A 26,080-nucleotide genomic window follows, 5' to 3' on the forward strand; every position below is an offset into this window, starting at 1 on the left:
CTCCACTAGTGTCTCGATTCCAAAGTTCGTATCATTGTGCGGCCCCTCGTTTACGAACTTCGGAATCGATAGGACACTAGCAAACTTGTTGATCTCGTGTGGCTTAGGTTCAAAGTCCGCATGACGAATTCGCGGCCCCAATGATGCGGACTTTTGAACCGCCACACTAGTAGCCCTAAGGTAAAGGCTTCTGCTCAATGGCGCGAGGGCAAATCGGCGTCAACCCTTTAACGCCCAACAGCGTTCAAGGACGGCGCTTCGCGGCGGCGGCTGCCCGTCTCGCGGAAAGTATCCGTTCCCTTCGCGGGAGCTCGTGGGTTTAGTCGCTGATGCGCTCGATGCGGGCGCCGCAGGCGGAGAGCTTCTCCTCCAGCCGCTCGAAGCCGCGGTCGAGATGGTAGACGCGGTTGACCATGGTCTCGCCCTCGGCTGCGAGGCCTGCGATGACCAGCGACACCGAGGCACGCAGGTCGGTCGCCATCACCGGCGCGCCGCGCAACTCGCCGATACCGTGGACGGTTGCGGTTTCGCCGTCGAGCTGGATCCGAGCGCCGAAGCGCGCCAGTTCCTGCACATGCATGAAGCGGTTTTCGAAAATCGTCTCGGTGATGCGGGAGGCGCCCTTGGCGCGAGTCATCAGCGCCATCAACTGGGCCTGAAGATCGGTCGGAAAGCCCGGAAACGGCGCGGTCGAAACCGTGACCGGATTGATGCCGGCGCCGTTGCGGGCGATGCGAATGCCTTCGTTGGTCGCTGTCACGATCGCGCCGGCCTCGGTCAGCACGTCAAGCGCTGCTTGCAGCAGCTCCGGCCGAGCGCCGTTCAATTGGACGTCGCCTCCGGTCATCGCCACCGCCATCGCATAGGTGCCGGTTTCGATCCGATCGGGCAGCACAGTATGCCGCGCGCCGTGCAGCGCGCTCACGCCCTCGATGACGATCCGCGGCGTGCCGGCGCCGACAATGCGCGCGCCCATCTTGTTGAGGCAATCGGCGACGTCCTGAATTTCCGGCTCGCAGGCGGCGTTGGCGATGACAGTCGTTCCCTTCGCGAGCGTCGCCGCCATCAGCGCAACATGGGTGCCGGAGACCGTCACCTTGGGAAAATCGATCTCACCGCCCTTGAGGCCGCCCGGAGCCTTGGCGATCACATAGCCGCCGTCGATCGCGATCTCGGCGCCGAGTCTTTCCAGCGCCATGATCAACAAATCGACCGGCCGGGTGCCGATGGCGCAACCGCCGGGCAGCGACACTTTTGCCTCGTGCATCCGCGCCAACAACGGCGCGATGACCCAGAAGCTGGCACGCATCCGCGACACCAGATCATAGGGCGCGGTGGTATCGATGATGTTGGCCGCGGAAATATGCAGGGTCTGGCCCTGATATTCGCGATCGCCGGGCCGCTTACCAGCCGACATGATATCGACGCCGTGGTTGCCGAGAATCCGCTGCAGCTGCGCGACGTCGGCAAGCCGCGGCACATTGTCGAGGATCAGCGTCTCGTCGGTCAAAAGACCCGCGATCATCAAGGGCAGCGCGGCATTCTTGGCGCCCGAAATCGAAATGGTGCCGTTGAGCGGGTTGCCGCCGATGATGCGAATGCGATCCATGCTGCCCCTGCCCTGCAATGCCAAGGGTATAGGGCGAATGCCCTCCCCAAAGCAACCAAGGCAAAAGCTTCTGAATTTGCGGCTATTTAATGGGTGTTCGAGTTAGAGACGATTAATATCGTCGCTTTCCAATACCGCCTTCGGATACCCCTGCCTTGCCACCTTGATCATGGCGCGGCCGACCTGTTCGGTCGTGGTCATGTATTTCGGCGCCACGCGATTGAGCAGCGACAATAGCGGCGCGGCACCGACATAGATCGCCTGCGCCCAGGCCATCTTCGACCGAACGCCGTGCAACGGCTGGATACCGGCGGGACGGAACATGTAGGCCGCCTTGAACGGCAGCTTGAGCAGGTCGTTCTCGGTCTTGCCCTTGACCCGCGCCCACATCAGTGCGCCTTGCTCGGTGGAATCGGTGCCCCGCCCCGTGACATAGACGAACACCATTTGCGGGTTCAGCCTCGACAGGGTCTTCGCCGCCGCCAGCGTAATGTCATAGGTCAAATGCCGGTAACGTTCCGCCTCCATCCCGATCGAAGACACGCCGAGACAGAAGAAGCAGGCATCGTATCCAGTCAGCTGCGGTTCGATCGCCGAGTAATCGGTGAAATCCCGGTGCAGGATTTCATGCAGTTTCGGCTGTGGCGGCGCGCGGAGCGGGCTGCGGCCGACCACGAGCACGGCCTCGATGGCGGAATCGAGCAGGCATTCACGCAGCACCCCCTGCCCGACCATTCCGGTGGCGCCGAACAGGATGACCTTCATCGGACTTAGCTCAACGCCGGCCGATAGCGCCGCACCGCCACGATACCAGCGATAACAAAGAGCACGAGCACGATGCCCTGAATGATGGCGAAGGGCGGCTCGCTCGGCGGCACGCTGGGCGCCAGCGCATGCAGCGGACCGATTTTCAGGAAGCTCTGGATCACCAGCACGAAGACGTTGAGATAGAGCGAGGCGACGGCCGTAATCACATAAATCGCGCGCCAGCCGGCGAGCTTCGTGCTGTAGAGCGCGATACAGGCGATCGCGAGCAGGATCAGCGAGAGGATGGCGACCATATGAGACGGCAACAGCTTTTCGAACGGAAACATGAAGCCAGTGACGCTGGTCAGGATGGTGGTGATGAGGAAGATGGCGGTCATGCCCGGCATCGATTGCGACTTGAACATCCCGGACAAGACCAGGAGCCCCGAGACAATTCCGATCAGACTGATGACGACGTGCAGAATCGTGAAAGCATGCAGGCTTAGACCCAGCATCATGACGCGCTCCCCCTGTTGGATCGCTTGATGCTACGGCCGATCATTTGAAAATACTACAGCCTGCGGCCGCGCATCGTGATCGGCTGGTCCCGTGATGCGGAATGACCGCATCACCGAATTTTCGCAAACCCGTCACAGACGCGATGGTACGGCCGCCAAACTGATGCCGCCTTACAGCGAAGGCCTTGCGGAATCATTGAGATAGCCGTGCAACGCGGCAACGACCTGCGCGCCTTCGCCAATTGCGCCGCCGACGCGCTTGACCGACCCCGAACGCACGTCGCCGACGGCGAAAACGCCCGGCACCGACGTTTCCAGCGCCGATGCCGCAGACGCCCCACCGTTTGGCGCACCCGTGACGACAAAACCCGCGCGATCGACCTTGACGCCGCAGCCCTCGAGCCAGCCGGTGGCCGGATCGGCGCCCACAAACAGGAAAAGATTGCTGGCAACAAACCGGCTTTCTTCGGGCGAGAGGCGGCTGCGCCAGCGCACGCGTTCGAGCGCGCCTTCTATGGCGCCCTCGAGTCCCGTGACCTCGGCGTTGAAAATCAATTCGATATTGGCGGACGCCTCGATACGCTCGATCAGATAACGCGACATGCTGGCGCCAAGGCCGCCGCCGCGGATCACCATCTGCACCTTGCGGGCATGGCCCGACAGGAATACCGCGGCCTGGCCGGCGGAGTTGCCGCCACCAACCAGGACGACCTCCTGCTCGGTGCACAAGCGGGCCTCGATCGGCGAAGCCCAGTACCAGACGCCCCGGCCCTCGAAATCGGCGAGGCTTTCGATCTCGGGCCGCCGGTAACGCGCGCCGCTCGCAACCACGACGGAGCGCGAGCGCACCACCTCGCCATTGTCGAGCGTCAAGCCGAAGGCGCCGTCGGCGCGTGAACAATCGAGCGACTTCACTTCGACGGGGATCATGACGTCGGCGCCGAATTTCTGTGCCTGGTTGAAGGCTCTCGCCATCAACGCCTGCCCGGAAATGCCGGTCGGGAAGCCGAGGTAATTCTCGATTCGGGCGCTGGCGCCGGCCTGCCCGCCGAATGCCCGCGTATCGCACACGGCGACCGCCAGTCCCTCCGATGCGGCATAAACCGCGGTCGACATGCCCGCGGGGCCCGAGCCGACGACGGCAACATCGAACACCTTGTCCTTTGAGACGGCGCGCACCATGCCGATCGCGCGCGCCAATTCGGATTCGCGCGGGTTGCGCAGCACCGTGCCGTCCGGCGTGACGACCAGCGGGAGGTCGGCTGGCAAAGGCGAGTAACGCGCAATCACTTCGGCGGCGTCGGCATCGACATGCGGACAAAGCAGATGATGCGGATAGCCGTTGCGGGTCAGAAAACTCTGGAGACGCACGACGCCGGCGGAATTCGCCGGACCGATCAGCACCGGCCCGCCGGCTCCGCCCCGGATCAGGCTGACGCGGCGAAGGATGAGCGCGCGCATGATGCGCTCGCCAAGATCCGCTTCAGCCACCATCAGCGCGCGCAATCGGTCCGGCGGAATCAGCAGCGTCCGGACGTCGCCCTCGGCATGGCCGTCGACCAGCGCGGCGCGTTCGGACAATTGGCCGATCTCGGCGAGGAACTGGCCCGGACCCTGATCGATGATCGGCGTGACTCGGCCGAGGCCGTCACGATGCGTGATGGCGACATGGCCGGACAGCACGACAAACATGCCGGGCCCGACCTTTCCGGTCTCGAACAGTGCTTCGCCGTTGTGATAGTTGCGTTCCTCGCCGAACCGGCGCATCCGCGCGATTTCCTGCGCGGTCAATGTCGGGAAGGTCTGCTCGTAGCGAGGGAAGGCACTGGCGAGGCTCCCGCCGGCTTCTGGTCCCATGATAGTTTCTTCCGACATGATCTACCGCCTTATCCGAGAACCGATCCGATCGAAGATATTCCTCAACCGATGCGGGCAACCACCGGCTATTTATCCGGGCTTTCTCCGCCGTCATTGCGGGCCACATCATCAGCCTCGGACGACGCCGGCGTGAAATCGGCGCGCTCGCGGGCTTGCGACTTTCGCCGCTTCAGATTTTCACGCAACGCCTGTTTCAACCGCGCCTCGCGCTGGTCCTTGGCGGCCTTTCCGCTCCGCGCCCCACTGTTGTTTCCGCCATCCTTCATCGCAGACCCATTCGCTTGCGCCGTCACCGTGCGATTGGCCTCCGCCAGCCGCAACCCGGGACGCCAAATTTCGTCCCCCGCGCGGTTCGGGCACGCTCCCCGCGCTTGCGCGGTTGCGGGCCTTGTGGCAAGGATCGCCGGCCTTGTGGAGCCATTTTCGGGCCGATTCTTTATCCCGGGCATATGCTGCCGTAGCTCAGTGGTAGAGCACTCCATTGGTAATGGAGAGGTCGACAGTTCAATCCTGTCTGGCAGCACCATTCTTCAGGCCGGCGTGCTTCGCCTTTCAAAACACCTGAGAATGCCTCGCCGCCGGCCATGCGGGGCAAGTCCTGTCGATAGTTCGCCGTTGACGACGGTTCCCGCTGTTGCAGCGGAGCCGCATCGGACGCCCTCGAATTAAGGCTTCTTTAGGGCTTCATTAAGCCGCTATTAATCACAGATTCTTGTTGTTCCCCAATATGTTGGGTTGTCCGGGACTGTGTCTTCGGAGTGACAGCTTTTTACTCAAAACGTGTCTATGTGCGCGCCATGGACGGCGCAGAAAGCGCGCGATCTGAGAAAACGTGAAAAGACTCTCTGGAGAATATCAATGAAGAAGTTTCTGTTTACCACTGTGGCTTTCGTCGCCCTCGGCGCGACCGTGCCAGCACTTGCTGCCGACCTTCCCGCCCGCGGGCCCGTCTATACCAAGGCGCCGGCCTATGCCGCCCCGCTCTATAACTGGACTGGCTTTTACATCGGCGGCCATCTCGGCGGCGTGTTCTCAAGCGACAGCAATTTTGGCGGCCTGACCACCGGCAACAACGGCAACGGCCGTTTCCTCGGCGGCTTGCAGGGCGGCGCGGACTATCAGTTCGCCCCAAACTGGGTGATCGGCGCGGAAGCCGAGTACTCCTGGATTGCCGGCAACAACGGCAGCGTCGTCTTCCCGGGCGGCCAGATCTACACCAACAACCAGCGTGGCCTCGGTTCCGTCACGGGCCGCGTCGGCTACACCTGGGGTCCCGGCCTGCTCTACGTGAAGGGCGGTTATGCCTTCGCCGACAACAACGAGTCGCTGGTGAACGGCGCCGGCGCTCCGCTCGCGTTCGGCTTCTCGGGTGACCACAGCAACGGCTACACCATCGGTGCCGGCCTAGAGTACATGCTCACCCAGAACTGGTCGGCCAAGATCGAGTACCAGTATTACAACTTCGGCAATTCGAGCTTCACCGCTCCGGCTGCTCTGGTGCCGTTCGGCAGCTTCCGCACCGACGACCACGTCGTGAAGGCGGGCGTCAACTATCGTTTCAACTGGGGGGGGCCGGTGGTCGCGAGGTACTGATCCTTCGCAAGATCACTCGGTTAGAAAAGGCCGGCCTCGCGCCGGCCTTTTTGTTTTTGCGGCCCCGGAAAACCAAATTCCACGGGCGTTCGCGATTTTATTAACCGGTGAAAAGGATACTGCCTGCGGGGATAGTTCAACCTAGACGGAACTATGGGCGGGCAACATGGCATTGCGCTTCAAGATCAGTGGTTTGCTCCGGTACCCGAGGTTCCCACGGTGGGGCATCAAAGGAAGCCTGTTTGCCGCCTTCGCCGTGATCGCGGGCATGACCATCCTGATCAGTGTCGGCGCCAGCATGGTGTTCAAGCACCTTGGCGAAACCATGTTTGATCTGAGCGGACAGGGTATTCCACGCCTCGCGGCCAGCTTGCAGCTGGCGGCCGACAGCGCGAGTCTTTCCAGCCAGGGACCGGCGTTGCTGGCGGCTCCAAGCGCAGAGGCACTGAACGAGCGCGCCAAAAAAATGAGGGAAACCCAAAAGACCGCGGTCGCCAGGCTCGGCGAGGTGGTCGAACTCGGCGCGGACAAGGCGGTCGTCGCCGCACTGGGCGAAACCGTCAAGAACATCGACGACACCATCACCAGCCTGGTTTCAGCCGCCCGCGAGCGATTGGAAACCGCTGCCATTCACGACAAGCAATTCGAGGCGCTGCGCGAGGCGCAGGCAGGCTTTGCCGCCGCCGCCAATCCCGCGATGCTGGATGCCGAAGCCCAGACCAATGCGATCCTGCAATCCGCCACTCTTTCTCCCGATGACGCGGCGAGTGCCGCGCGGCGCGTTGAACAGCTCGGCACCCTCATTGCCGCCACCAATCTGATGGCGTCCGATTTGGCCGCCGCACTCTCGGCCAACAGCAGCGACACGCTCGAGGCGATCGAGACGGAATACAAAGCCGGGCAAGCGCAGGTCAAAGCCAGCCTTGAATCGCTCCCCGACGGCGCCACGATGAAGGCGCTGCGAAGCGCTACCATGAAATTGATGGCGCTGGGCGAGGGCAAGACCAGAGTCTTCAAGATCCGCCAGAAGGAACTCGACGCCAACGACTATGGCCAGGTCGTTCTCGATGAAACCCGCAAACTCGAAGTGGGTCTCGGAATCAGCGTGCAGCAGCTCGTCAGCGGCGTGAAGACCGAAACCGACACCGCGACCTATCAGGCACGCCGCGAGATTTCGCTGGCGACCATGGCGATGCTGGCGCTTGGCGCGCTCACGCTCGTCGGGTCGGCGCTGTTTGTCTGGCTGTACGTCGGCCGCAATATCCTGCGCAGGATCGGCAACCTGCAACGATCGATGCAACTGCTGTCGAGCGGCGACCTCGAGTCGCAAATCTATCGCTCAAGCCAGCACGACGAGGTCGCGGAAATGGCCAATTCGCTGCACGTCTTCCGCGAGAGCATGATCGAGGCGCGCGCGCTGACGGCCGAACAGGACCAGGACCGCGCGGCGAAGGCCGAACGCGCATCCCGCATGGAGGCCCGGATCGTCGAATTCGAGGCTACCGTCCGCGCCGCGCTCGGCAGCCTGGAGGGTTCAGCAAATTCGATGCAGACGACCGCACAAAACATGTCGATGACGGCGGACAAATCCAGCGCACTGGTGAACGCCGTAGCGGCCGCGGCCGAGGAAACTTCCGTCAACGTGAAGACCGTGTCCTCGGGCACCGAGCAACTGTCCTCGTCAATTTCCGAAATCGGACGCCAGGTCGTCAGCTCGGCGCAAATCGCCCGCAAGGCGGTCGATGAAGCCGGCCAGACCGACGCGACCATGCAGGGCCTTGCCGAAAACGCCGACCGTATCAGCGTCGTGGTCGACCTGATCCAGAGCATTGCCTCACAGACCAACCTGCTGGCGCTCAACGCCACCATCGAAGCAGCGCGCGCCGGCGAAGCGGGCCGCGGGTTTGCCGTGGTCGCCTCGGAGGTGAAGAGCCTGGCCAATCAGACCGCGAAAGCCACCGATGAAATCCGCTCGCAAATCGCCAGCATGCAGCAGGTGACCGGATCAGCGGTCGGCGCTATCAGAAGCATCAGCAACACGATCGGCGAGATCAACGTCATCGCGACATCGATCGCCGACGCGGTCGAACGACAGGGGACAGCGACCCGCGAGATCGCCCGCAATATTCAACACGCCGCCGGCGGCACCGCTGAAGTTTCAAGCAACATTATCGGCGTCTCGACCGCCACAACGGAGGCAGGCTCGGCCGCCGGCGAGGTCCTGACCGCATCCAGCGCCTTCCGCCGTGAGGCCGACCAGCTGCGTGCGGAAATCGATGTGTTCCTCTCCAATATTCGGGCGGCATAGCCAGTCCGCAAACGGCTGGCAACCTCGGGCTACCATCGCGCGCCGGACCCTCGGCCTTTGCCGCATCACCCGCGTTTTGCCCAAAGCTGCCCGTATTTTTTCGGCTGGCGCCGCGCCAATAGTGCGGCTAAGCCGATCAGAGCAACCGGCAGACCCATGACCATGCATTCAAAGAAAGACGCTGCTCAGTCCTCGGCCGAGGCACTGCGTTACCCCTGGGAAAATCACCCCGGCCCCGATCAGGTCGTGGAGATCATGCCGGGCGTGTTGTGGGTCCGCCTGAAACTGCCGTTCCGCCTCAACCACGTGAACATCTACCTGCTTGCCGACGGCGACGGCTGGGCGATGATCGATTCCGGCTTCGGCAATGAGGAAACGATAGCGGCCTGGACAGCCCTGTTCGAGGGCCCTCTGGCCGGCGTGAAAATCAGCCGGCTGATCGTCACCCATTCCCATCCTGACCATGTCGGGCTCGCCGGCTGGGTGGTCGAGCGATTCAATTGCCCGCTTTACATGTCGCAGGTCGAATATCTTCAGTCGGTCTATCACCAGAATCGCGGCACCGAAGAGCGCAAGCAGGCGCAGCGCCTGTTCTTCCGCCGCCACGGAATGGACGAGAGCCTGACCGACAAATTGCTCGGACGAGGCCAGGATTATCTGAAGCAGGTCTCGATCCTGCCGGCCTCCTACCGGCGGATATCGCATGGCGACGAGATTTCGATCGGAGCGCGCCGCTTCAAGGTCATCACCGGCGGTGGCCATGCGCTCGATCAGGTGATGCTCTATTGCGCCGCCGACAAACTGTTTTTGTCGGCCGACCAGGTGTTGAGCAAGATTTCACCCAATGTCAGCGTCTGGGCGGTCGAACCGGAGCAGAATTCGCTCGGCGAATATCTTGCCTCGCTCGCAAGCCTCACCACCACGCTGCCATACGACCTGCTGGTGCTACCGGGCCATGGCGTGCCGTTCTACGGTTTGAAGACGCGGATCAAGCAACTCGCTGATCATCACGAGGAGCGCTGCCGGTTGATCGCGGATGCATGCCGGGAGACACCTCAGACGTCGAAGGAACTGGTGCCGGTCGTATTCCACAAGCACGTGCTCGATGCCCACCAGATGGGCTTTGCCGCGGGCGAACTGATCGCGCACGTCAACTATATGCTGGTGGAAGGCCGCCTCACCGCGGAGGAAGCCGACCGCACGCTCCGCTTCAGGACGACATGATCCACGCATGACGCCCGGCGGTCCGCGGGCATCGCGCTGAGAGCCTACCGGCTACGCTTTTATATTGAACAGCTTCGCCGCGGTTCGGCCGAGGATGTCGACCTTTTCGTCCTCACTAAGTGAGGTGGAAGCAAAAATGTGGTCCACCGGGCTAAGCTGCCATGGATAGGGATAATCGCTACCGAGGATGATCTGGCTCGCGCCGACCTGCGCCGCTAGATGGCGGATCGCCTCCGGCGTAAACACCAGCGAATCGAAATAAATCTGCTTGAGATATTCGGTCGGCTTTTTCTTCAGCTTGATGTCGGGGTTGCATCCCTTCGGCGCGACCATGCAGGAATGATCGGCGCGATCGGCATACGACGCCAGGTATCCGCCGCCATGCGCCGCGACGATCTTCAGACCCGGGAAGCGATCGAGCGTACCTTCGAAAATCAAATGCGACAACGCGATCGTCGTATCGAGCGGATTGCCGATGGTGTTGTCGAGCCAGCCGTTACCGGTGAACCGATTCTTCCTGAGTTCCGGTATGCCGCGCGGATGAATGAACAGGGGCGCCCCGAGTTCTTCGGCCTTGGCCCAGACCGGATGGAATTTCGGATCGGAGAAATCGACGTCGCCGACCGAGCCGCCGATCGCGGCGCCCTTCAAGCCTTGCTTCTTGACCGCAGTCTCCAGTTCCTGAACGGCGAGATCCGGCGCCTGCAAGGTGAGCGAGGCGAACGCCGCAAAGCGGTCGGAATGCGCCGCGCAGAATTCGGCGAGCTTCTCGTTTTGGATTTTCACGATTTGTGCGGCGAGATCGCGCTCCTTGTCGTACCAGAACGGATTGATCGACAGAACTTCCATGTCGACGGCCTGCGCGTCCATCGCCGCAAGCCGCTGCTTGAGATCGATGAAGGTCTCCTCCGCCCCGTTGACCGGGCCGGCCTGTCGCCTGCGGCCTTCGTCGCCCAATAGCGCGCCGGCTTCGTGGAAATTGCAGTGCGAGTGCACGTCGATGGTCTTGACCCGCTTGCCTTTCACCGCGACCGGAAGCGTTTGCCGCGCCGGCTGCGCGTGGGCGCTATGCAAGAGGCCGCAGCCGCAAAAGAAGATGCCGGTGGCAGCAAGCGTGCCGCCTTTCAAGAAATCACGGCGCGTGGACATGCAGTTTTCCCCCCATTTTGTTGGCCTCGCGATCTGCGTCGCGCCGGCTTTTTATACCGCCATCAACTGACGGGCGTTTAGGAGCAGATCGTAGGACAGGCAGCCGGGTGCGGGCAAGGCGCGCGGCGGTTCAATCAAAGGGTCAGTGCTTCCAAATTCTGGCAAGAAACGCCTTGGCGCGTTCGGACGCCGGCGCGTCGAAGAATTTTGCCGCTTCGGCGGTCTCGACGATTTCGCCACCGTCCATGAACAGCACCCGGTTGGCGACGTTGCGGGCAAAACCCATCTCGTGGGATTCAGATTGATGTTCTTCGGTGGAATCGGGCTCTCGAACCATTTGGTGTAGAGCTTGTCGTAGAGGCCGGACTTCATCGCCTCAACCAGTGCGTCGTCGACCAGCTTTTTGAATTCGGCGTCACCCCTCGCCATCATGCGCGGTAGGGATCGCTTGGTTAGGCGTCGCTCAGGAAAGCGAAATTGTCCGGCGACGCATTTTGGCATTGGCTGAGCGATGAAGAATATGGGTCATGACGGCTTCTTGTTGGCTCCGCCGGGCTTCAGCCGAACGCCACGATGCGCGGGAGCGCACGATCGAGAAAAACGGCGCAATTTCAGAAAAGGTTGAGAAAGCCCATTGGTTTACGGTCACGCGGGTCAGGGCTGAGCGCGGCGCGCACCGAAACTTGACCGAAATCAACGCCTTCGATGCCGGCGTGTCTTTCGATTTCGGCTCGACATCGATTATGGAAACCCTCTAAAAAGGTGTTCTCGCTTTCGGCCTCACGCCCCAGTTCCAGGTTCCGCGATGGATTACACCCAGTTTTTCAGCACCGCCCTGACCCGTCTCCATAACGAACGGCGGTACCGGGTTTTCGCCGATCTGGAACGTGTGGCTGGCCGCTTTCCCCATGCGGTGTGGCATTCGCCGAAAGGCACCCGCAACGTCGTGATCTGGTGCTCCAACGATTATCTCGGCATGGGCCAGCACCCGAAAGTGGTCGGTGCGATGGTCGAGACCGCAACCCGCGTCGGCACCGGCGCCGGCGGCACCCGCAACATCGCCGGCACCCATCATCCGCTGGTGCAGCTCGAGCAGGAACTCGCCGATCTGCACGGCAAGCAAGCCGCCTTGATCTTCACTTCGGGCTACGTGTCGAACGAAACCGGCATTTCCACCATTGCCAAGCTCATTCCCAATTGCCTGATCCTCTCTGACGCGCTCAACCACAATTCGATGATCGAAGGCGTCCGCCAGGCCGGCTGCGAGCGCCAGATATTCCGCCATAGCGACATGGCGCATCTGGAGGAATTGCTGCGCGCGGCGGGGCCCGACCGGCCGAAGCTGATCGTCTGCGAGAGCCTTTATTCGATGGACGGCGATATCGCGCCGCTCTCGAAGATCTGCGATCTCGCCGAGAAATATGGCGCGATGACCTATGTCGACGAGGTGCACGCGGTCGGCATGTATGGCCCGCGCGGCGGCGGCATCGCCGAGCGTGACGGCGTCATGCACCGCATCGACATTCTGGAAGGCACGCTTGCCAAGGCCTTCGGCTGTCTCGGCGGCTACATCGCCGGGTCAGCGGAAATCGTCGATGCCGTTCGCTCCTATGCGCCCGGCTTCATCTTCACCACCGCGCTGCCGCCGGCGATCTGCTCGGCGGCCACCGCTGCGATCCGGCACTTGAAGACCTCGAACTGGGAGCGCGAACGCCACCAGGAGCGTGCGGCCCGCACCAAGGCGATCCTGACCGCCGCAGGCCTGCCGGTGATGTCGAGCGACACCCACATCGTGCCGCTGTTTGTCGGCGATCCCGAAAAGTGCAAGCGGGCCTCCGACCTCCTGCTGGAGGAGCACAGCATCTACATCCAGCCGATCAACTATCCAACGGTGCCCAGGGGCGCCGAGCGCCTGAGGATCACGCCCTCGCCCTATCACGACGATGCCGTGATCGACCAGCTGGCCGAGGCGCTGTTGCAGGTCTGGGAACGGCTCGGCCTGCCGATGAAGGAAAAATCGCTGGCGGCGGAATAACGTTAATTCGCCAAGTGGCGGCCTACCCCCCGGTCCGCAGCCGTTACGCACCGTGCTTTGCAGGCCCGGTCCGGCTATAGTTCTTCCTTTAGCGGCGGCCAGAGAGATCCGCCGGGACGGTAAAGCGTACTAATACGCATGATCTTTTTGGAAAACCGCTGCACACTTTTCCGGATCATGCGTTAGGGAGCAAGCAGCAATGCTGCACGACTGGGGCGTGATCGCAGCCGCCTTCGGCTACATCGGCTTCCTGTTTTTCGTGGCGAGTTACGGCAACCGCCGCTCGCCGGCGCAGCGCGGACGCGCCAGCGGGCTAATCTATCCGCTGTCGCTGGCGATCTACTGCACCTCATGGACCTTCTTCGGCTCGGTTGGCTTCGCCACCCGCACCAGCGTGGACTTCCTGGCGATCTATATCGGCCCGATCCTGATGATCGGCCTCTGCACGCCGCTGCTGCGCCGCGTGATCAAGCTCGCCAAATCGCAAAACATCACCTCGATCGCCGATTTTATCGCCGCCCGTTACGGCAAGAGCCAGGCGGTCGCTGCGACCGTGGCGTTGATCGCGATCATCGGCTCGGTGCCTTACATCGCGCTTCAACTCAAGGCGGTCGCCTCCTCGCTCGAGACCATCCTCAGCGAGGACCAGGCCATTTCCTCGATCCCGCTGCTTGGCGATATCGCACTGACCGCGACGCTGGCGATGGCAGCGTTCGCCGTGTTGTTCGGCACCCGCCAGACCGATGCGACCGAGCACCAGCACGGCTTGATGCTCGCCATTGCAACCGAATCCATCGTCAAGCTCGTGGCGTTCATCGCGGCGGGCGCCTTTGTCACCTTCTGGATGTTCTCGCCCCACGAACTGATCGAGCGCGCGATGAAAACGCCGGAAGCCGTGCGCGCCATCAACTACGTGCCGTCGGCCGGCAATTTTCTGACCATGGTGCTGCTGTCGTTCTGCGCGGTCATGCTGTTGCCGCGCCAGTTTCATGTCAGCGTGGTCGAGAACTCCACGCCGTCGGAAGTCAGCCGCGCGCGCTGGCTGCTTCCGCTTTATCTGGTGGCGATCAACCTGTTCGTGATTCCGATCGCGCTTGCAGGACTCATCAGCTTTCCGTTCGGCGCGGTCGATCCCGACATGTACGTGCTGGCGCTGCCGGTGGAAGGAGACGCCCCGCTGCTCAGCGTTGCCGTCTTTGTCGGCGGCCTGTCGGCGGCCACTGCGATGGTGATCGTGGAATGCGTCGCGCTTTCCGTCATGGTTTCGAACGACATCATCCTGCCGCTGGTGCTTCAGCGCCGGCGCGAAACCCGCGATGGGCAGCAGGATTTCGGCCGTTTTCTGCTGGGCGCGCGGCGCTTTGCGATCTTTGCGATCATGGCGATGGCCTATTTTTACTATCGTGCCCTGGGCGAGGCCCAACTAGTCGCGATCGGCCTGTTGTCCTTTGCGGCGATTGCGCAGCTCGCGCCCGCCTTTTTCGGCGGGTTGTTCTGGCGGCGCGCGACCGCGCGGGGCGCCATGGGCGGCATGCTCGTCGGCTTTGCGATCTGGGCCTACACCCTGTTCCTGCCGAGTTTTCTCGACGGCTCGGCGGGCGGGCTGGCGTTTCTGCAAAGCGGCCCGCTCGGCATTGAGACACTGAGGCCGCAGGCGCTGTTCGGATCCAACCTGCCGCAGCTTATCCACGGCGTGCTCTGGTCGCTCTCGCTGAATATCCTCGCCTATGTGCTGCTCTCGCTGTCGCGCCAGCCCTCCTCGATCGAGCGCATGCAGGCCGACTTGTTTGCCCCCAGTGTGCTCACCCCGATGACGCCGACCTTCCGCCGCTGGCGGACCACGGTGACGGTGCAGGATATCCAGGGCACAGTAGCGCAATATCTGGGGCCCGACCGCGCCCGGGATTCCTTCGAGGCCTTTGCGGCTTCGCGCAACGTTCGCCTCACGCCATCCGCACCGGCGGATTTCGAACTGCTTCAGCATGCCGAACACCTGATTGCGTCGTCGATCGGGGCCGCATCCTCGCGGATGGTGATGTCGTTGCTGTTGCGCAAGCGCACCGTGTCCGCCAAGGCCGCGCTCAAGCTGCTCGACGACTCGCACGCCGCGCTGCATTTCAATCGTGAAATATTGCAGACCGCCCTCAACCACGTGCGCCAGGGCATCGCGGTGTTCGATGCCGATTTGCAGCTGATCTGTTCCAACCGCCAGTTCGGCGACATCCTTGGCCTGGCGCCGCATCTCGTCCAGATCGGGATTCCCTTGCGGGAAATCCTCGAATACATGACCGCGATCACGCCTTCCGAAACCGGCGACCGGGATCTCGTGGTGGAGAACCGGCTGAACGCCTACACCGCCGAGGGCGAACCTTACCTCGAGCGCCTGCCCGACCGGCATATGGTGATCGAAGTCCGCTCCAACCGGATGCCCGGCGGCGGCCTCGTCATTACCTTCTCCGACGTCACCCCCTCCTTTGAAGCCGCCGAGGCGCTGGAGCGCGCGAATGCGACGCTCGAAAAGCGCGTGCACGATCGCACCGAGGAACTGACGCGGCTGAATTCGGAATTGGCGCTTGCCAAAAGCACCGCCGAGGACGCCAGCATTTCAAAGACACGGTTTCTGGCGGCAGCGAGCCACGACATCCTTCAGCCGCTGAACGCGGCCCGGCTCTATGTGACGAGCCTTGTGGAGCGCCAGAGCGGCGGCGAGGATTCCAGGCTGGTCGAGAACATCGACGATTCGCTGGAAGCTATCGAAGAAATTCTCGGCGCGTTGCTGGACATTTCGCGGCTGGATGCCGGCGCCATGACAACGTCGGTCACGAATTTCAAGGTTGGCGACCTGATGCGGTCTCTGGAAATCGAGTTTGCGCCGATCGCGCGCGCCAAAGGATTGAAACTGACCTTCGTGCCCTCTTCGCTGCCGGTGCGATCGGATCGGCTGTTGCTGCGCCGGCTGTTGCAGAACCTGATCTCCAACGCGATCAAATATACCCCGCGCGGCCGGGTGCTGGTCGGCTGTCGCCGCCGCGGCCAATCCCTGCAGATCGGAATTTACGACACCGGTGTCGGGATTCCCGTTCTCAAACGCGGCGAGATCTTCAAGGAGTTCCACCGGCTCGAGCAGGGCGCGCGGATTGCGCGCGGATTGGGGCTCGGTCTATCGATCGTCGAACGGCTCGCCCGCGTGCTCGGCCACGGCATTGCGCTCGATTCCATCGCCAGCGGCGGCTCGATGTTTGGTGTGACGGTGCCGACCGCAAAAGCCGTCAACCACACCGCGGCCGTCACCAGCGCCACGCCGCTGTCGCGGACGCCGATGTCCGGTGCATTGATCACCTGCATCGAAAACGATGCTTCCATCCTGGATGGAATGAAGACGCTGCTCGAAGGCTGGGACACGCAGGTGATCGCGGTGAGCGATCCGGAATCCGCGATCGAAGCGATCGAGGCCATGGGCAAGCAAGTCACCGGCCTTCTTGTCGATTATCATCTCGACCGCGGCAACGGCATTGCGGCGATCCGCGATATCAGGAAGAAGTTTGGCGAGGCCATCCCGGCCATTCTCATCACCGCCGACCGCAGCCCGCACGTGCGCGCCGCCGCGCGGGATGAAAACATCGCGGTATTGAACAAGCCGGTGAAACCTGCCTCCTTGCGCGCGCTGCTTGGCCAGTGGCGCACCCAGCAGATGGTGGCGGCGGAGTAGCTATACCTATTGCTGCGACGGCGTACTCTGACGCCATTGCCCGCCGGCGATTTTCGCGGCGGCAATCACCGCTTGCGTCCGGCTCTCGACACCGAGCTTTTGCAGGATCGCCGACACATGGGCCTTGATGGTGGCCTCCGACACGCCAAGCTCATAGGCGATCTGCTTGTTGAGCAGACCCTCCGAGAGCATCATCAGCACGCGAACCTGCTGCGGCGTCAGCGTCACCAGCCGGTCGCGAAGGCGCACCAGTTCCGGATCGGTCACCGAGGACAGGTCGGTGTCGGCCGGAACCCAGACATCGCCGCCCAGAACCTTCGTGATGGCATCGCGCAGCGTGTCCACGCCGAATCGCTTGGGGATAAACCCTGAAGCGCCGAAATCCAGCGACTGGCGGATGGTGCCGCCATCGTCGCTGGCAGACACGATCACGACCGGAATGGCCGGAAACTGCGCCCGCAGGTAAATTAGTCCGGAAAAGCCGGAAATTCCGGGCATCGTCAGGTCGAGCAAGACCAGATCGACTTCGGAATCCTGGTCGAGCAAGGCCGTCAGCTCTTCGAAGCTTCCGGCCTCGTCGATCTTGGCTGATGCCACGACGCCTGCCACCGCCTGACGCAAGGCGTCACGGAACAGAGGATGGTCGTCGGCGATCACGAGATGGGTGGCGGCAGCGGTGGTCATCTATCTCCAGCGAACGGCAAAATGCCCTCGCGCCATCTTTGAAGAGTCTTTTTCAGTCAAATTGTCCTCCTCCCAGCGGCCGTAGGCAAGGGCGCAATCGCGCCAAGCGAAGGTGCAGTTAATTCAAACGCCTTGTGCGCCGCAATAGCATGCTGCGGAGGTGCCGTCGCGATATCCCGAATGCAGTCCAAAAGTCTTATTTGGCTGGTTTTCACGGCGATGTTACCTTGAAGCACAAACCTGTGGCCAAATGGCGCATGGGCGAGCATTGCAAACAGCAATTCGGGGAGCGCGAACGATGGCAATGGCAGCAACAGCGGGTAGCGAGGGCGTCCGCACCGGGGGAATGACCGCCGAAGAACGAAAGGTCATCTTCGCTTCGTCGTTGGGTACCGTGTTCGAGTGGTATGACTTCTACATCTACGGAACGCTCGGCTCCTTCCTCGCGAAGTACTTCTTCTCCAACGTCCCGCCGAACGTAGCCTTCATCTTCACGCTGCTCGCCTTCGCCGCGGGCTTTGCGGTCCGGCCGTTCGGCGCTCTGATTTTCGGCCGACTCGGCGACATGATCGGCCGCAAGTACACCTTCCTGATCACGATGACCCTGATGGGCGTCGGTACGTTCTTCATCGGCCTGCTGCCCGGCTATGACAGCTGGGGCATCGCGGCGCCGGTGGTGCTGATCGGACTGCGCCTGATCCAGGGCCTGGCGCTCGGCGGCGAATATGGCGGGGCGGCGACCTACGTCGCCGAGCACGCCCCTCGCAACCAGCGCGGCTACTACACCTCCTGGATTCAGACCACCGCGACGCTCGGCCTGTTCCTCGCTTTGCTGCTCATCCTGGGCGTCCGCAACTGGATGGGTGAAGAGTCCTTTGGCAGCTGGGGCTGGCGCATTCCGTTCCTGCTCTCCGGCATCCTGCTGGCGGTTTCAGTCTGGATCCGCTTGAGCCTGAATGAGTCGCCGATCTTCCAGAAGATGAAGGATGAGGGCACGACCTCGAAACGTCCGTTGGGCGAAGCCTTCGGCGAGTGGGCCAACGCCAAGATCGCGATCCTCGCTCTCTTTGGCGCCACGGCCGGCGAAGCCGTGGTGTGGTATGGCGGACAATTCTACGCACTGTTCTTCCTGACCCAGACCCTCAAGGTTCCCGGCGCCACCGCGCAGATCCTGATCGTGATTGCGCTCGCGCTTGGCACGCCGGGGTTCATCCTGTTCGGCTGGCTATCCGACAGGATCGGCCGCAAGCCGATCATCCTGGCCGGCTTCCTGCTCGCGGCGCTGACGTATTTCCCGATCTTCAAGGGCATAACGCACTTCGCCAACCCGAAGCTTGAGGCGGCGCTCGCCGCCTCACCGGTCACCGTGACCGCCGACCCCTCGGAATGCTCGTTCCAGTTCAAGGCAACGGGCACCGAGAAATTCACCACGAGCTGCGATATCGCGAAATCCGGACTGGTCAATCTGTCGGTGAATTACCAGACACAGGACGCTCCGAAAGGCACGCCGGCACAGGTGAAGATCGGCGAGCAGACATTGAATGCGAGCTCACCGGACTTCGCCAAGGCGTTGCCTGCCGCCATCAAGGCCCACGGTTACCCGGCTTCGGCCGACCTGGCCGACATCAATTGGGTGATGACGGTGGTCCTGCTCTGGCTTCTGGTGATCTACGTGACGCTCGTCTATGCGCCGATCGCGGCATGGCTGGTGGAGCTGTTCCCGAGCCGCATCCGCTATAGCGGCATGTCGCTGCCCTACCATATCGGCAACGGCTGGTTCGGCGGCTTCCTGCCGGCGACCGTGTTTGCCATCGTGGCCTACACCGGAAACATCTATTCCGGCCTGTGGTATCCGATCGTCATCGCCTTGATGAGCCTTGTCATCGGCTTCCTGTTCCTGCCTGAAACAAAGGACGTCGATATCAGGACCAACTGATCTCGCTTCACCGAGCCACCAAACGGCCGCGGAGCGATCCGCGGCCGTTTTCGTTTGAGCGCGGTTAACCCTGGCTGGTCTTCCCGACAAACTGCACGACGACCTCGCGGCGATGCGCCCGCCTTCGATGCTCGATCAGATAGATCGCCTGCCACGTGCCGAGCATCAACCTGCTCCTGATGACCGGAATTTGCAGCGATATCGCGGTCAACATGGTCTTGACGTGAGCCGGCATGTCGTCGGGGCCTTCGGTGTCATGGCTCCAACCGGCGTTCTCCGGCGCAAAACGGTCGAGCGCGGTGGTCAGATCCTGCAGCACCGTGGGATCGGCATTTTCCTGGATCGTGAGCGAGGCCGAGGTGTGACGAATAAAGACCGTCACCTGGCCGTCGACCGCACCGGCCTCATCGACGAATTGCGCAATGTCCGCCGTGAGATCGACAAAGCCGCGGCCCGGGGTCTGGACCGTCAACAGCGACGACACGATCGAACTGGCGGAGACCACCGACGGGACGCTGCGCGAGATGGAGGGAGATGCTGCCATGAACAGCTCAGATCTTGCCGCTAACGTCTTTCTGCATCCGGTTAGCCATCTCGACCAATCGCCGCCACGCCTGTTCGAGGAAGGACATTACCCGGTCCATATCGCGGTCGCTCGGCAACGGGATTTCGATCTTGCGGTCGCCCTCGGCCACCTTCGGTTCGGCTTTTTTCAGCGAGTCCGATTTGGGCAGCGCTTCGTCTGTCTTGCCCACGACGGTCGGGGGGTGAGCCGCCAGTTCCGCTTTCAGTTTTTCGTTCTCGGCCTTGGTCTTTTCGTTCTCGGCCTGCAACCGGCCGATTTCCGCATCATACGCCGCGCGCTCGTCGGGCACGACATAACAGGCCCAGCCCGTGCCGGTATTGCTGCAGGTCGAAACCGCACCGGTGCGCGTATCCAGCCGGATCACGCCGTCGGGAATTGGCGACAGTACATAACGCCCGTTTTCATTGTCGGGCATCGATTGGGCTGGAGCACCGGCTGCTCCGGCCAGGACCGATACGACGAGGACAATGGCTGACGTTGTCGGTGATATCGCTCTGGTCATGGGATACTCCGCCTCAACGGCTATCTGGGTATTTCCCGGGGTTAGGCGCCTTCAGGCCCGTGAGCGATAGGGCGCACGGCCCGACTTCAATGCGTCGACCAGCAATTCGATCCGATCCTGTCCCCAGAATACTTCGCCATCCAGCACATAGGCCGGTGATCCGAACACGTCGGCCGCCATCGCATCCTGGCGATTCTGCTCGTAGACTTTTCCAATATCCTCGCCGGCGGACCGCTCTGTCAGAGCCTTGCCGGGCAGGCCGCAATCATCGGCCAGACCGATCAGCGTTGCGGGATCGGCAAGATTGAGTTCGTCTTCCCAGACGCTTGCAAAGGCGCGGCGCAGGAAGCGATCGGGATCGTGCCCGGCCTCGATCGCCGCGATCACAAGGCCATCGGCCAATCGCGCGTTGAACGGCCAATTGGCCGGCTCAAGCTTGAATTGCAGGCCACGCCTGTCGCGCCAACGCTGGAGTTCGACCATCCGGTAGCGCTGCCTCACCGGGTGACGCTTGAGAAGCGGCAGCCCGCCGGTCTCGGAAAACAGATCCACCAGCACGACCGGCTTGTGATTGACCTTGAGATCGTGGCTGCCGACGACGTCGCGGAACGATTTGTGCCCGATATAGGCCCAGGGCGATTGCAGTGAGAAGTAGTAGTCGATCTGGCGCGGCATGCGGTCTCCGGGAACGGTTCTTTTTGGAATTGCGACTTTAAGTCATCCCAACAGACACCCCAAGTCTCGCCGTTCTGACATTCGCTATCAAATCCGCTCCACCAGCGGTTTCCGGCGCCGATTTATCGGCGATCCGGCGGTGATCTATTGCAGTGCGGCGATCAGGCATTCTAGCCCGCTTGGTATCTGGCGAATAATCATATGATATCAATTACATATGTGGCTGTGACGCAATCTTGACTTGATTAAGGACGGTCAGTATGGTCCGCGCGGCTTTTGAGGGGTGACGGACGTCGTTTTCATCCATCGTTGCATCGTTTCGGGTCTTAGCAAGCATGGCGCAAGGCACGAATGACCGCGAAGATGAAAACAAATCGTGCTCCGACGAGGCCGCACTTTCCGCAAGGCTCGGAAGTCTGGAGCACCGGTTGTCCGAAGTTCGGGGCAGCCGAAACATCAGAACTGACCAATCCGAAGCTGAAAGTGGAGACAACAATGCCAGGGCTTCGGCGATGGCAATGGGTTTCCGTCTTTCATCGGAGTTGATCGCCGGCGTAGCCGTCGGAGCACTGATGGGCTGGGGTTTCGACCGTCTGCTTTCGACGTCACCTTTCGGGCTCATCGTGTTCGTGCTGGTCGGCTTCATAGCTGGCGTTCTGAACGTGATCCGCTCCGCGGGTGTTGCTCCGGACAGAACCGGCCGTTAAGGAAGTGCGCAACGACGTGATTTGAAATGCCGGCGTGGCCGGCAACAGCCAGAGATGCCGCGCGGATGCTCGATCCGATCGAACAGTTCCACCTCCAAAAGCTCTTTACGATTGGCCATATCGGCAATCAGGAGATCGCTTTCACCAACTCTTCCGCCTACATGGTCGGTACGTTGGCGCTGATTTCACTGTTGATGATCGGCTCGGGCCGCAGCCTGGTGCCCGGACGCCTCCAGTCGATCGCCGAAATCTCTTACGAGTTCGTGGCGACCACGGTGCGGGCGAACGCCGGCAAGGACGGGATGAAGTTCTTCCCGCTCGTGTTTTCGATCTTCATGCTGCTGACCGTTTCCAACCTCGTCGGCACCATTCCCTACAACTTCACCATTTCAAGCCACATCATCGTCACGGCGGCGCTGGCGTTTCTGGTGTTCTTCACGGTGCTGATTTACGGCTTCTACAAGAACGGTCTGAAATTCCTGAAGCTGTTCGTGCCGTCGGGCATTCCGATCTTCATCCTGCCGCTCGTCGTATTCATCGAGATATTCTCGTTCTTCCTGCGGCCGATCTCGCATTCGGTGCGTCTGTTCGCGAACATGCTGGCGGGCCACATCGCGCTGACGGTGTTCGCAAGTTTCATTCCGGTGCTGGCGGGGCTTGGCATTGCCGGTTATTTCGGCGCCGTTCTGCCGCTTGGCATGGTGATCGCGCTGAGCGCACTCGAGATTCTGGTCGCCTTCCTCCAGGCCTACGTCTTCACCATCCTCACCGTCATCTACATCAACGACGCTATCCATCCGGGCCACTGACAGGCCCCTCTAACAAACCTCAAGAAGGAGTTCGTTTCATGGATCCGATTGCCGCGAAGTACATTGGCGCAGGTATTGCCTGCATCGGCATGGGCGGCGCTGGCGCCGGCGTGGGCATCATCTTCGGCAACTATCTCGCCGCTGCGGTGCGCAACCCCTCGGCCGCCCAGGGCCAGTTCGGCAACCTGATTTTCGGCTTCGCCGTGACCGAAGCGCTCGGCATCTTCTCGCTGCTGATCGCGCTGCTCTTGCTGTACGCGATCTGATTCACCGCCGATTCCCGGCTCATTGGAGTTAAGGGGTCGAATGTCGGTTAGCCGAACAGGAGAAGCCCATGGCTGAAAGTCATGGCGAGTCCAAGGGTGCCACCGCCCATACCGAGACGGAGGGCGGTCATAAGCCGTTCCCGCCGTTCCAGAAGGACACCTTCGCCTCGCAGCTGGTGTCTCTGGCGATCGTATTCGTCGCGCTGTACCTGATCGTATCGCGCATCGCGCTGCCGCGCGTCGGCGGCGTGCTGGACAAGCGCCAGAACACGATCGACGGTGATCTGTCGGAAGCCCAACGGCTGAAGGACGAATCGGACGGCGCACTCAAGGCCTATGAGAACGAACTGGCTGCCGCGCGTTCTCGTGCACAGGCCATCGGTGCTGAGACCCGCGAAAAGCTGAACACGGCGTCCGAGGCGGAACGCAAGACGCTGGAAGAGCGGCTGGCGCTCAGGCTTGCGGATGCCGAAAAGACGATCGCCTCAACGCGGGAGGCCGCGATGAGCAACGTACGGGGCATCGCGACCGACGCCGCCGCCGCCATCGTGCAGCGGCTGACCGGCGTTACTCCCGACGGCGCTTCGGTCGGACAGGCCGTTGACGCGTCCCTGAAAGGATAAGTTCGATGTTCGCCGAACCGGAATTCTGGGTCGCCGTTGGTTTCCTTATTCTGATGGGCGTGTTCGCCTATCTGGGTGTCCATCGCACCGTACTGAGGACGCTCGATCATCGCAGCGAGCGCATCAAGGCCGAACTCGACGACGCCCTGCGCCTCAAGCAGGAAGCTGCAAGCCTGCTGGCCGACTACAAGGCGCGGCACGCCAGCGCCGAGCGCGAGGCCCAGGAGATCATCGCCGGAGCGAAGGTAGATGCCGAACGCATCGCCTCCGAGGCGAAGGCCAAGATGGAGGATTTTGTGGCCCGGCGAACCAAGACCGCCGAGAGCAAGATCGCGCTCGCCGAAACCCAGGCAGTGGCCGACGTGCGGGCCGCGGCGGCCAATGCCGCGGTGACGGCCGCTTCCACCATCCTGTCACAGACCGTAAAGGGACAGGTCGCCGACGATTTGCTGGCCAAAGGCATCACCGAAGTTCGCGCAAAGCTGAACTGACGATTTTCGTTCACAGCAAAACAAAAGCCGGCGTGACATGATCGCGCCGGCTTTTTTCATGCTCGTGTGGCGACACTGGCGTTCCTTTCAGTGTCGCCGCGAGTTATTCGAAGGAACGTCAGGGTCAAAGCCACACCAGAATCAGATGTTTGCTAGTGTCCCTTTGGTTCTGACATTCGTAAAAGTGCACTCCGCGACATGGTAGGAATGTCAGGACCGGGACACCAGAGAATTGGTGCTACTTTCGCCGCGACGACCGGGGCTGCGGCTGCGGCGCGATCGCTTGCGGATCGAAGCCGACATAGAACACGAAGTTATCACTGGTAAGAGGTGCCGGCATGTTAAAAACCAGGTCTTCGCCGACCAGGCTGAACGCGCCGCCTTCCTCGCTCATCGCGACCGTGGTCCGATACACCTTGGTGGTAAGCACCCTTTCCTGAACGCCGGTCTGCACCACGGCGACGCGAAGCGGGATTTCGACAGTCGCGGGCGCACCGGCGGGGCCAGCCACGACGCGGCCCTGAACGCCGATGCGCGCCATGATCTGGCCATTGGCGGCGCGGCGGCAATCGCGCGCGGTCCGAGTGATGGTTGCCTGAAAGTTCAACTCGCTGGCGACGAGTTGCTTGCCGGGCGGCGCGATCGCGTAGGTGGACGCGCCGGCGCGAATCTTCACCACCGGACAGTCGACCTCCGTGCCGTCCGGCGCCGTTTCGGAAACCTTTGAGTTACGGCCGAACAGCTGATCGAACCTCTCGCTGATCGTGGGGATCTCGGCGTCGGGAGGCGGGGCAGTGCTGAAGGGGTTATTGAGAGCGGTGCCGCCACACCCCGAAAGCAACGCGGTCACGGCAAGCGCCAGCACGGTGCGCTTGTGGCCTGCCACGCCCGCCACCCTCGCCTGCCCAATCTGCCCGTGCCGCATTACCGGAAAATCCCCAAAGAAAACGTCGCTGAGTAGCATGGCGCTTTCGAGGGCGCACATCGCGAGTGCTTATAACAGCGCAATGGCGGCAAACCCAAGGCACCCGTCATCATTTAGAAACAAGGTTATTAGCCGCGGAAATCCTCGTGCAGCAGGCCGAAAAGCAGGTGGTCTTGCCAGACGCCGTTGATACAGAGATAGCGCCGCGCCCGGCCTTCGCGGCTAAAGCCGCACTTCTCCAACACCCTGATCGACGGCGCGTTGCTGGGGATACAGGCAGCCTCAATCCGGTGCAGGTTAAGCTCGCCGAATAACGACGGCAACAGCACGCGCAAGGCGGTCGTCATATAGCCGCGGTGCGCATAGGGTTGACCGACCCAGTAACCGATCGTGCCGGCCTGGACAATGCCGCGCCGGACATTGGCAAGCGTAATCCCGCCGATCATGACGCCATCGGCCTCGCGGAAGACAATGAAGGGATATGACCTGTCGGCCGCGATGTCTTCGGCATAACGGCGTAAACGCCGCCGGAAACCGGACCGGGTCAAATCGTCCGACGGCCAGATCGGCTCCCAAGGGGTCAGGTAGCCGCGGCTGACTTCCCGCAAATGCGCCCATTCCGGGAAATCCGACATCTGAGGGGCACGCAGCAACAGACCGTGACCGCGCGGAACAAGTGCGGCGGGTCCGCTCGAAGGCAACCGAAACAAAGCCATGCGTGAAGCTCCCCCGATGCCTCAAACTGGATCATGACTGGATGGGATCATGCTCCCGTTATCGCGCAACGGCCTGTAGTTTCCCGGTTCTGACATTCGTATCCTCTCGCAGCGGGCACTTCTACGAATGTCAGAGCCAAAGGGACACTAGCAACCATATGATCCAGTGTGGCTTTGACTCTGGCGTTCCTTCGAAGAACCCGCGGCAATACCGAAAAGAACGTCAGAGTCGCCACACTAGTGAAGGCGCTCCTTCGCCTTCGATTTCGTCAATCCTTCCGCAAAAGCCACCGCCGTGTCTAGCCCCCTGCCGCTCCCGAGCGCGACGACCGCGGGCCGGCTGCGTGACATCAGGGCACGCGCCGCATTTCGTGTCGTCTCCACGCTCAC

General features: G+C 61.9%; 25 protein-coding genes, 1 tRNA gene and 1 pseudogene. 13 read left to right on the forward strand and 14 right to left on the reverse strand.

The window, feature by feature from the left end; translation table 11 throughout:
• Positions 1–319 precede the first annotated feature (319 nt).
• The 5 genes from murA to WB528_RS12475 all read right to left on the reverse strand — a co-directional run bounded on the left by murA (position 320) and on the right by WB528_RS12475 (position 5,018).
• Complete coding sequence (murA, locus tag WB528_RS12455) at positions 320–1,609, reverse strand: UDP-N-acetylglucosamine 1-carboxyvinyltransferase (RefSeq protein WP_423888715.1); 1,290 nt, start codon at positions 1,607–1,609, stop codon at positions 320–322.
• Positions 1,610–1,711: 102 nt separating this feature from the next.
• On the reverse strand, positions 1,712–2,374 hold the full coding sequence (locus WB528_RS12460) for an epimerase (RefSeq protein ID WP_423888716.1): 663 nt from the start codon (positions 2,372–2,374) through the stop codon (positions 1,712–1,714).
• 5 nt (positions 2,375–2,379) lie between these two features.
• Positions 2,380–2,874, reverse strand: coding sequence for a hypothetical protein (locus WB528_RS12465; RefSeq protein ID WP_423888717.1), 495 nt, complete (start codon positions 2,872–2,874; stop codon positions 2,380–2,382).
• Between the two features lie 171 nt (positions 2,875–3,045).
• On the reverse strand, positions 3,046–4,749 hold the full coding sequence (locus tag WB528_RS12470; protein WP_423888718.1) for an FAD-dependent oxidoreductase: 1,704 nt from the start codon (positions 4,747–4,749) through the stop codon (positions 3,046–3,048).
• A 68-nt stretch (positions 4,750–4,817) separates the two neighbouring features.
• Positions 4,818–5,018 (reverse strand): hypothetical protein, encoded by a 201-nt coding sequence (locus tag WB528_RS12475; RefSeq protein ID WP_423888719.1) that lies wholly within the window; start codon positions 5,016–5,018, stop codon positions 4,818–4,820.
• 185 nt (positions 5,019–5,203) lie between these two features.
• Between WB528_RS12475 and WB528_RS12480 the strand changes: the two genes are divergently transcribed.
• From WB528_RS12480 to WB528_RS12495, 4 genes are all read left to right on the forward strand, one after another.
• A tRNA-Thr gene (locus tag WB528_RS12480) sits at positions 5,204–5,278 on the forward strand.
• Between the two features lie 332 nt (positions 5,279–5,610).
• Positions 5,611–6,345: an outer membrane protein gene (locus WB528_RS12485; RefSeq protein ID WP_423888720.1), complete on the forward strand. Its 735-nt coding sequence runs from the start codon at positions 5,611–5,613 to the stop codon at positions 6,343–6,345.
• Between the two features lie 166 nt (positions 6,346–6,511).
• A complete protein-coding gene (locus WB528_RS12490; RefSeq protein ID WP_423888721.1) occupies positions 6,512–8,653 on the forward strand; it encodes a methyl-accepting chemotaxis protein in 2,142 nt (713 codons plus the stop codon).
• 162 nt (positions 8,654–8,815) lie between these two features.
• Complete coding sequence (locus WB528_RS12495) at positions 8,816–9,877, forward strand: MBL fold metallo-hydrolase (protein ID WP_423888740.1); 1,062 nt, start codon at positions 8,816–8,818, stop codon at positions 9,875–9,877.
• A gap of 51 nt (positions 9,878–9,928) precedes the next feature.
• Here the strand turns inward: WB528_RS12495 and WB528_RS12500 are convergent, their stop codons facing one another.
• Together WB528_RS12500 and WB528_RS12505 are read right to left on the reverse strand one after the other, a co-directional pair.
• Positions 9,929–11,026, reverse strand: coding sequence for an amidohydrolase family protein (locus WB528_RS12500; RefSeq protein WP_423888722.1), 1,098 nt, complete (start codon positions 11,024–11,026; stop codon positions 9,929–9,931).
• 142 nt (positions 11,027–11,168) lie between these two features.
• Positions 11,169–11,363 (reverse strand): hypothetical protein, encoded by a 195-nt coding sequence (locus WB528_RS12505; RefSeq protein ID WP_423888723.1) that lies wholly within the window; start codon positions 11,361–11,363, stop codon positions 11,169–11,171.
• A 190-nt stretch (positions 11,364–11,553) separates the two neighbouring features.
• On the opposite strand from WB528_RS12505, the gene WB528_RS12510 reads away from it, so the two are divergent.
• From WB528_RS12510 to WB528_RS12520, 3 genes are all read left to right on the forward strand, one after another.
• The gene (locus WB528_RS12510) at positions 11,554–11,784 is read left to right on the forward strand and encodes a hypothetical protein (protein ID WP_423888724.1); all 231 of its coding nucleotides are present in this window, start codon (positions 11,554–11,556) and stop codon (positions 11,782–11,784) included.
• Positions 11,785–11,831: 47 nt separating this feature from the next.
• Complete coding sequence (hemA, locus tag WB528_RS12515) at positions 11,832–13,061, forward strand: 5-aminolevulinate synthase (protein ID WP_423888725.1); 1,230 nt, start codon at positions 11,832–11,834, stop codon at positions 13,059–13,061.
• Between the two features lie 199 nt (positions 13,062–13,260).
• On the forward strand, positions 13,261–16,770 hold the full coding sequence (locus WB528_RS12520; protein WP_423888726.1) for a PAS domain-containing hybrid sensor histidine kinase/response regulator: 3,510 nt from the start codon (positions 13,261–13,263) through the stop codon (positions 16,768–16,770).
• A gap of 6 nt (positions 16,771–16,776) precedes the next feature.
• Here the strand turns inward: WB528_RS12520 and WB528_RS12525 are convergent, their stop codons facing one another.
• Complete coding sequence (locus WB528_RS12525; RefSeq protein WP_423888727.1) at positions 16,777–17,454, reverse strand: response regulator; 678 nt, start codon at positions 17,452–17,454, stop codon at positions 16,777–16,779.
• Positions 17,455–17,752: 298 nt separating this feature from the next.
• On the opposite strand from WB528_RS12525, the gene WB528_RS12530 reads away from it, so the two are divergent.
• Complete coding sequence (locus WB528_RS12530) at positions 17,753–19,390, forward strand: MFS transporter (protein ID WP_423888728.1); 1,638 nt, start codon at positions 17,753–17,755, stop codon at positions 19,388–19,390.
• A 64-nt stretch (positions 19,391–19,454) separates the two neighbouring features.
• On the opposite strand, the gene WB528_RS12535 is transcribed toward WB528_RS12530, so the two are convergent.
• From WB528_RS12535 to WB528_RS12545, 3 genes are read right to left on the reverse strand one after another with little or no spacing between them, the layout of a single operon-like run.
• Positions 19,455–19,934, reverse strand: coding sequence for a secondary thiamine-phosphate synthase enzyme YjbQ (locus tag WB528_RS12535; protein ID WP_423888729.1), 480 nt, complete (start codon positions 19,932–19,934; stop codon positions 19,455–19,457).
• Between the two features lie 7 nt (positions 19,935–19,941).
• Entirely contained in the window at positions 19,942–20,478 is a 537-nt protein-coding gene (locus WB528_RS12540) for a hypothetical protein (RefSeq protein WP_423888730.1), read from the reverse strand.
• A gap of 51 nt (positions 20,479–20,529) precedes the next feature.
• Positions 20,530–21,153 (reverse strand): 2-hydroxychromene-2-carboxylate isomerase, encoded by a 624-nt coding sequence (locus WB528_RS12545; RefSeq protein ID WP_423888731.1) that lies wholly within the window; start codon positions 21,151–21,153, stop codon positions 20,530–20,532.
• 335 nt (positions 21,154–21,488) lie between these two features.
• On the opposite strand from WB528_RS12545, the gene WB528_RS12550 reads away from it, so the two are divergent.
• The 5 genes from WB528_RS12550 to WB528_RS12570 all read left to right on the forward strand — a co-directional run bounded on the left by WB528_RS12550 (position 21,489) and on the right by WB528_RS12570 (position 24,049).
• On the forward strand, positions 21,489–21,860 hold the full coding sequence (locus WB528_RS12550; protein ID WP_423888732.1) for an AtpZ/AtpI family protein: 372 nt from the start codon (positions 21,489–21,491) through the stop codon (positions 21,858–21,860).
• 65 nt (positions 21,861–21,925) lie between these two features.
• Positions 21,926–22,669, forward strand: coding sequence for a F0F1 ATP synthase subunit A (locus WB528_RS12555; protein ID WP_423888734.1), 744 nt, complete (start codon positions 21,926–21,928; stop codon positions 22,667–22,669).
• Positions 22,670–22,707: 38 nt separating this feature from the next.
• The gene (locus tag WB528_RS12560; protein ID WP_423888735.1) at positions 22,708–22,935 is read left to right on the forward strand and encodes a F0F1 ATP synthase subunit C; all 228 of its coding nucleotides are present in this window, start codon (positions 22,708–22,710) and stop codon (positions 22,933–22,935) included.
• A gap of 68 nt (positions 22,936–23,003) precedes the next feature.
• Positions 23,004–23,558, forward strand: coding sequence for a F0F1 ATP synthase subunit B' (locus tag WB528_RS12565; RefSeq protein WP_423888736.1), 555 nt, complete (start codon positions 23,004–23,006; stop codon positions 23,556–23,558).
• A 5-nt stretch (positions 23,559–23,563) separates the two neighbouring features.
• Positions 23,564–24,049 carry an ATP F0F1 synthase subunit B gene (locus WB528_RS12570; protein ID WP_423888737.1) on the forward strand — a complete coding sequence of 162 codons (486 nt, stop codon included), beginning with the start codon at positions 23,564–23,566 and terminating at the stop codon, positions 24,047–24,049.
• A gap of 238 nt (positions 24,050–24,287) precedes the next feature.
• On the opposite strand, the gene WB528_RS12575 is transcribed toward WB528_RS12570, so the two are convergent.
• The 3 genes and pseudogenes from WB528_RS12575 to WB528_RS12585 form a co-directional block, all read right to left on the reverse strand.
• Positions 24,288–25,013, reverse strand: coding sequence for a hypothetical protein (locus tag WB528_RS12575; protein ID WP_423888738.1), 726 nt, complete (start codon positions 25,011–25,013; stop codon positions 24,288–24,290).
• An 89-nt stretch (positions 25,014–25,102) separates the two neighbouring features.
• Positions 25,103–25,690, reverse strand: a complete 588-nt coding sequence (locus WB528_RS12580; RefSeq protein ID WP_423888739.1) for a GNAT family N-acetyltransferase — start codon at positions 25,688–25,690, stop codon at positions 25,103–25,105.
• A 237-nt stretch (positions 25,691–25,927) separates the two neighbouring features.
• Positions 25,928–26,080 (reverse strand): annotated as a pseudogene (locus tag WB528_RS12585) (insulinase family protein); the annotation flags it as partial.

Origin of the sequence: Bradyrhizobium sp., from assembly GCF_049586575.1 — a bacterium.
Lineage (GTDB): Bacteria > Pseudomonadota > Alphaproteobacteria > Rhizobiales > Xanthobacteraceae > Bradyrhizobium.

What these genes read in the sequence shown, in the direction of transcription:
- WB528_RS12465 (WP_423888717.1), bottom strand. Translation starts at nt 2,874, where the DNA reads ATGATGCTGGGTCTAAGCCTGCATGCTTTCACGATTCTGCACGTCGTC.
- WB528_RS12505 (WP_423888723.1), bottom strand. Translation starts at nt 11,363, where the DNA reads ATGGTTCGAGAGCCCGATTCCACCGAAGAACATCAATCTGAATCCCAC.
- WB528_RS12460 (WP_423888716.1), bottom strand. Translation starts at nt 2,374, where the DNA reads ATGAAGGTCATCCTGTTCGGCGCCACCGGAATGGTCGGGCAGGGGGTG.
- WB528_RS12575 (WP_423888738.1), bottom strand. Translation starts at nt 25,013, where the DNA reads ATGCTACTCAGCGACGTTTTCTTTGGGGATTTTCCGGTAATGCGGCAC.
- WB528_RS12570 (WP_423888737.1), top strand. Translation starts at nt 23,564, where the DNA reads ATGTTCGCCGAACCGGAATTCTGGGTCGCCGTTGGTTTCCTTATTCTG.
- WB528_RS12525 (WP_423888727.1), bottom strand. Translation starts at nt 17,454, where the DNA reads ATGACCACCGCTGCCGCCACCCATCTCGTGATCGCCGACGACCATCCT.
- WB528_RS12580 (WP_423888739.1), bottom strand. Translation starts at nt 25,690, where the DNA reads ATGGCTTTGTTTCGGTTGCCTTCGAGCGGACCCGCCGCACTTGTTCCG.
- WB528_RS12490 (WP_423888721.1), top strand. Translation starts at nt 6,512, where the DNA reads ATGGCATTGCGCTTCAAGATCAGTGGTTTGCTCCGGTACCCGAGGTTC.
- WB528_RS12535 (WP_423888729.1), bottom strand. Translation starts at nt 19,934, where the DNA reads ATGGCAGCATCTCCCTCCATCTCGCGCAGCGTCCCGTCGGTGGTCTCC.
- WB528_RS12510 (WP_423888724.1), top strand. Translation starts at nt 11,554, where the DNA reads ATGACGGCTTCTTGTTGGCTCCGCCGGGCTTCAGCCGAACGCCACGAT.
- WB528_RS12540 (WP_423888730.1), bottom strand. Translation starts at nt 20,478, where the DNA reads ATGACCAGAGCGATATCACCGACAACGTCAGCCATTGTCCTCGTCGTA.
- WB528_RS12565 (WP_423888736.1), top strand. Translation starts at nt 23,004, where the DNA reads ATGGCTGAAAGTCATGGCGAGTCCAAGGGTGCCACCGCCCATACCGAG.
- WB528_RS12560 (WP_423888735.1), top strand. Translation starts at nt 22,708, where the DNA reads ATGGATCCGATTGCCGCGAAGTACATTGGCGCAGGTATTGCCTGCATC.
- WB528_RS12500 (WP_423888722.1), bottom strand. Translation starts at nt 11,026, where the DNA reads ATGTCCACGCGCCGTGATTTCTTGAAAGGCGGCACGCTTGCTGCCACC.
- WB528_RS12495 (WP_423888740.1), top strand. Translation starts at nt 8,816, where the DNA reads ATGCATTCAAAGAAAGACGCTGCTCAGTCCTCGGCCGAGGCACTGCGT.
- hemA (WP_423888725.1), top strand. Translation starts at nt 11,832, where the DNA reads ATGGATTACACCCAGTTTTTCAGCACCGCCCTGACCCGTCTCCATAAC.
- murA (WP_423888715.1), bottom strand. Translation starts at nt 1,609, where the DNA reads ATGGATCGCATTCGCATCATCGGCGGCAACCCGCTCAACGGCACCATT.
- WB528_RS12485 (WP_423888720.1), top strand. Translation starts at nt 5,611, where the DNA reads ATGAAGAAGTTTCTGTTTACCACTGTGGCTTTCGTCGCCCTCGGCGCG.
- WB528_RS12545 (WP_423888731.1), bottom strand. Translation starts at nt 21,153, where the DNA reads ATGCCGCGCCAGATCGACTACTACTTCTCACTGCAATCGCCCTGGGCC.
- WB528_RS12555 (WP_423888734.1), top strand. Translation starts at nt 21,926, where the DNA reads ATGCTCGATCCGATCGAACAGTTCCACCTCCAAAAGCTCTTTACGATT.
- WB528_RS12520 (WP_423888726.1), top strand. Translation starts at nt 13,261, where the DNA reads ATGCTGCACGACTGGGGCGTGATCGCAGCCGCCTTCGGCTACATCGGC.
- WB528_RS12530 (WP_423888728.1), top strand. Translation starts at nt 17,753, where the DNA reads ATGGCAATGGCAGCAACAGCGGGTAGCGAGGGCGTCCGCACCGGGGGA.
- WB528_RS12475 (WP_423888719.1), bottom strand. Translation starts at nt 5,018, where the DNA reads ATGAAGGATGGCGGAAACAACAGTGGGGCGCGGAGCGGAAAGGCCGCC.
- WB528_RS12470 (WP_423888718.1), bottom strand. Translation starts at nt 4,749, where the DNA reads ATGTCGGAAGAAACTATCATGGGACCAGAAGCCGGCGGGAGCCTCGCC.
- WB528_RS12550 (WP_423888732.1), top strand. Translation starts at nt 21,489, where the DNA reads ATGGCGCAAGGCACGAATGACCGCGAAGATGAAAACAAATCGTGCTCC.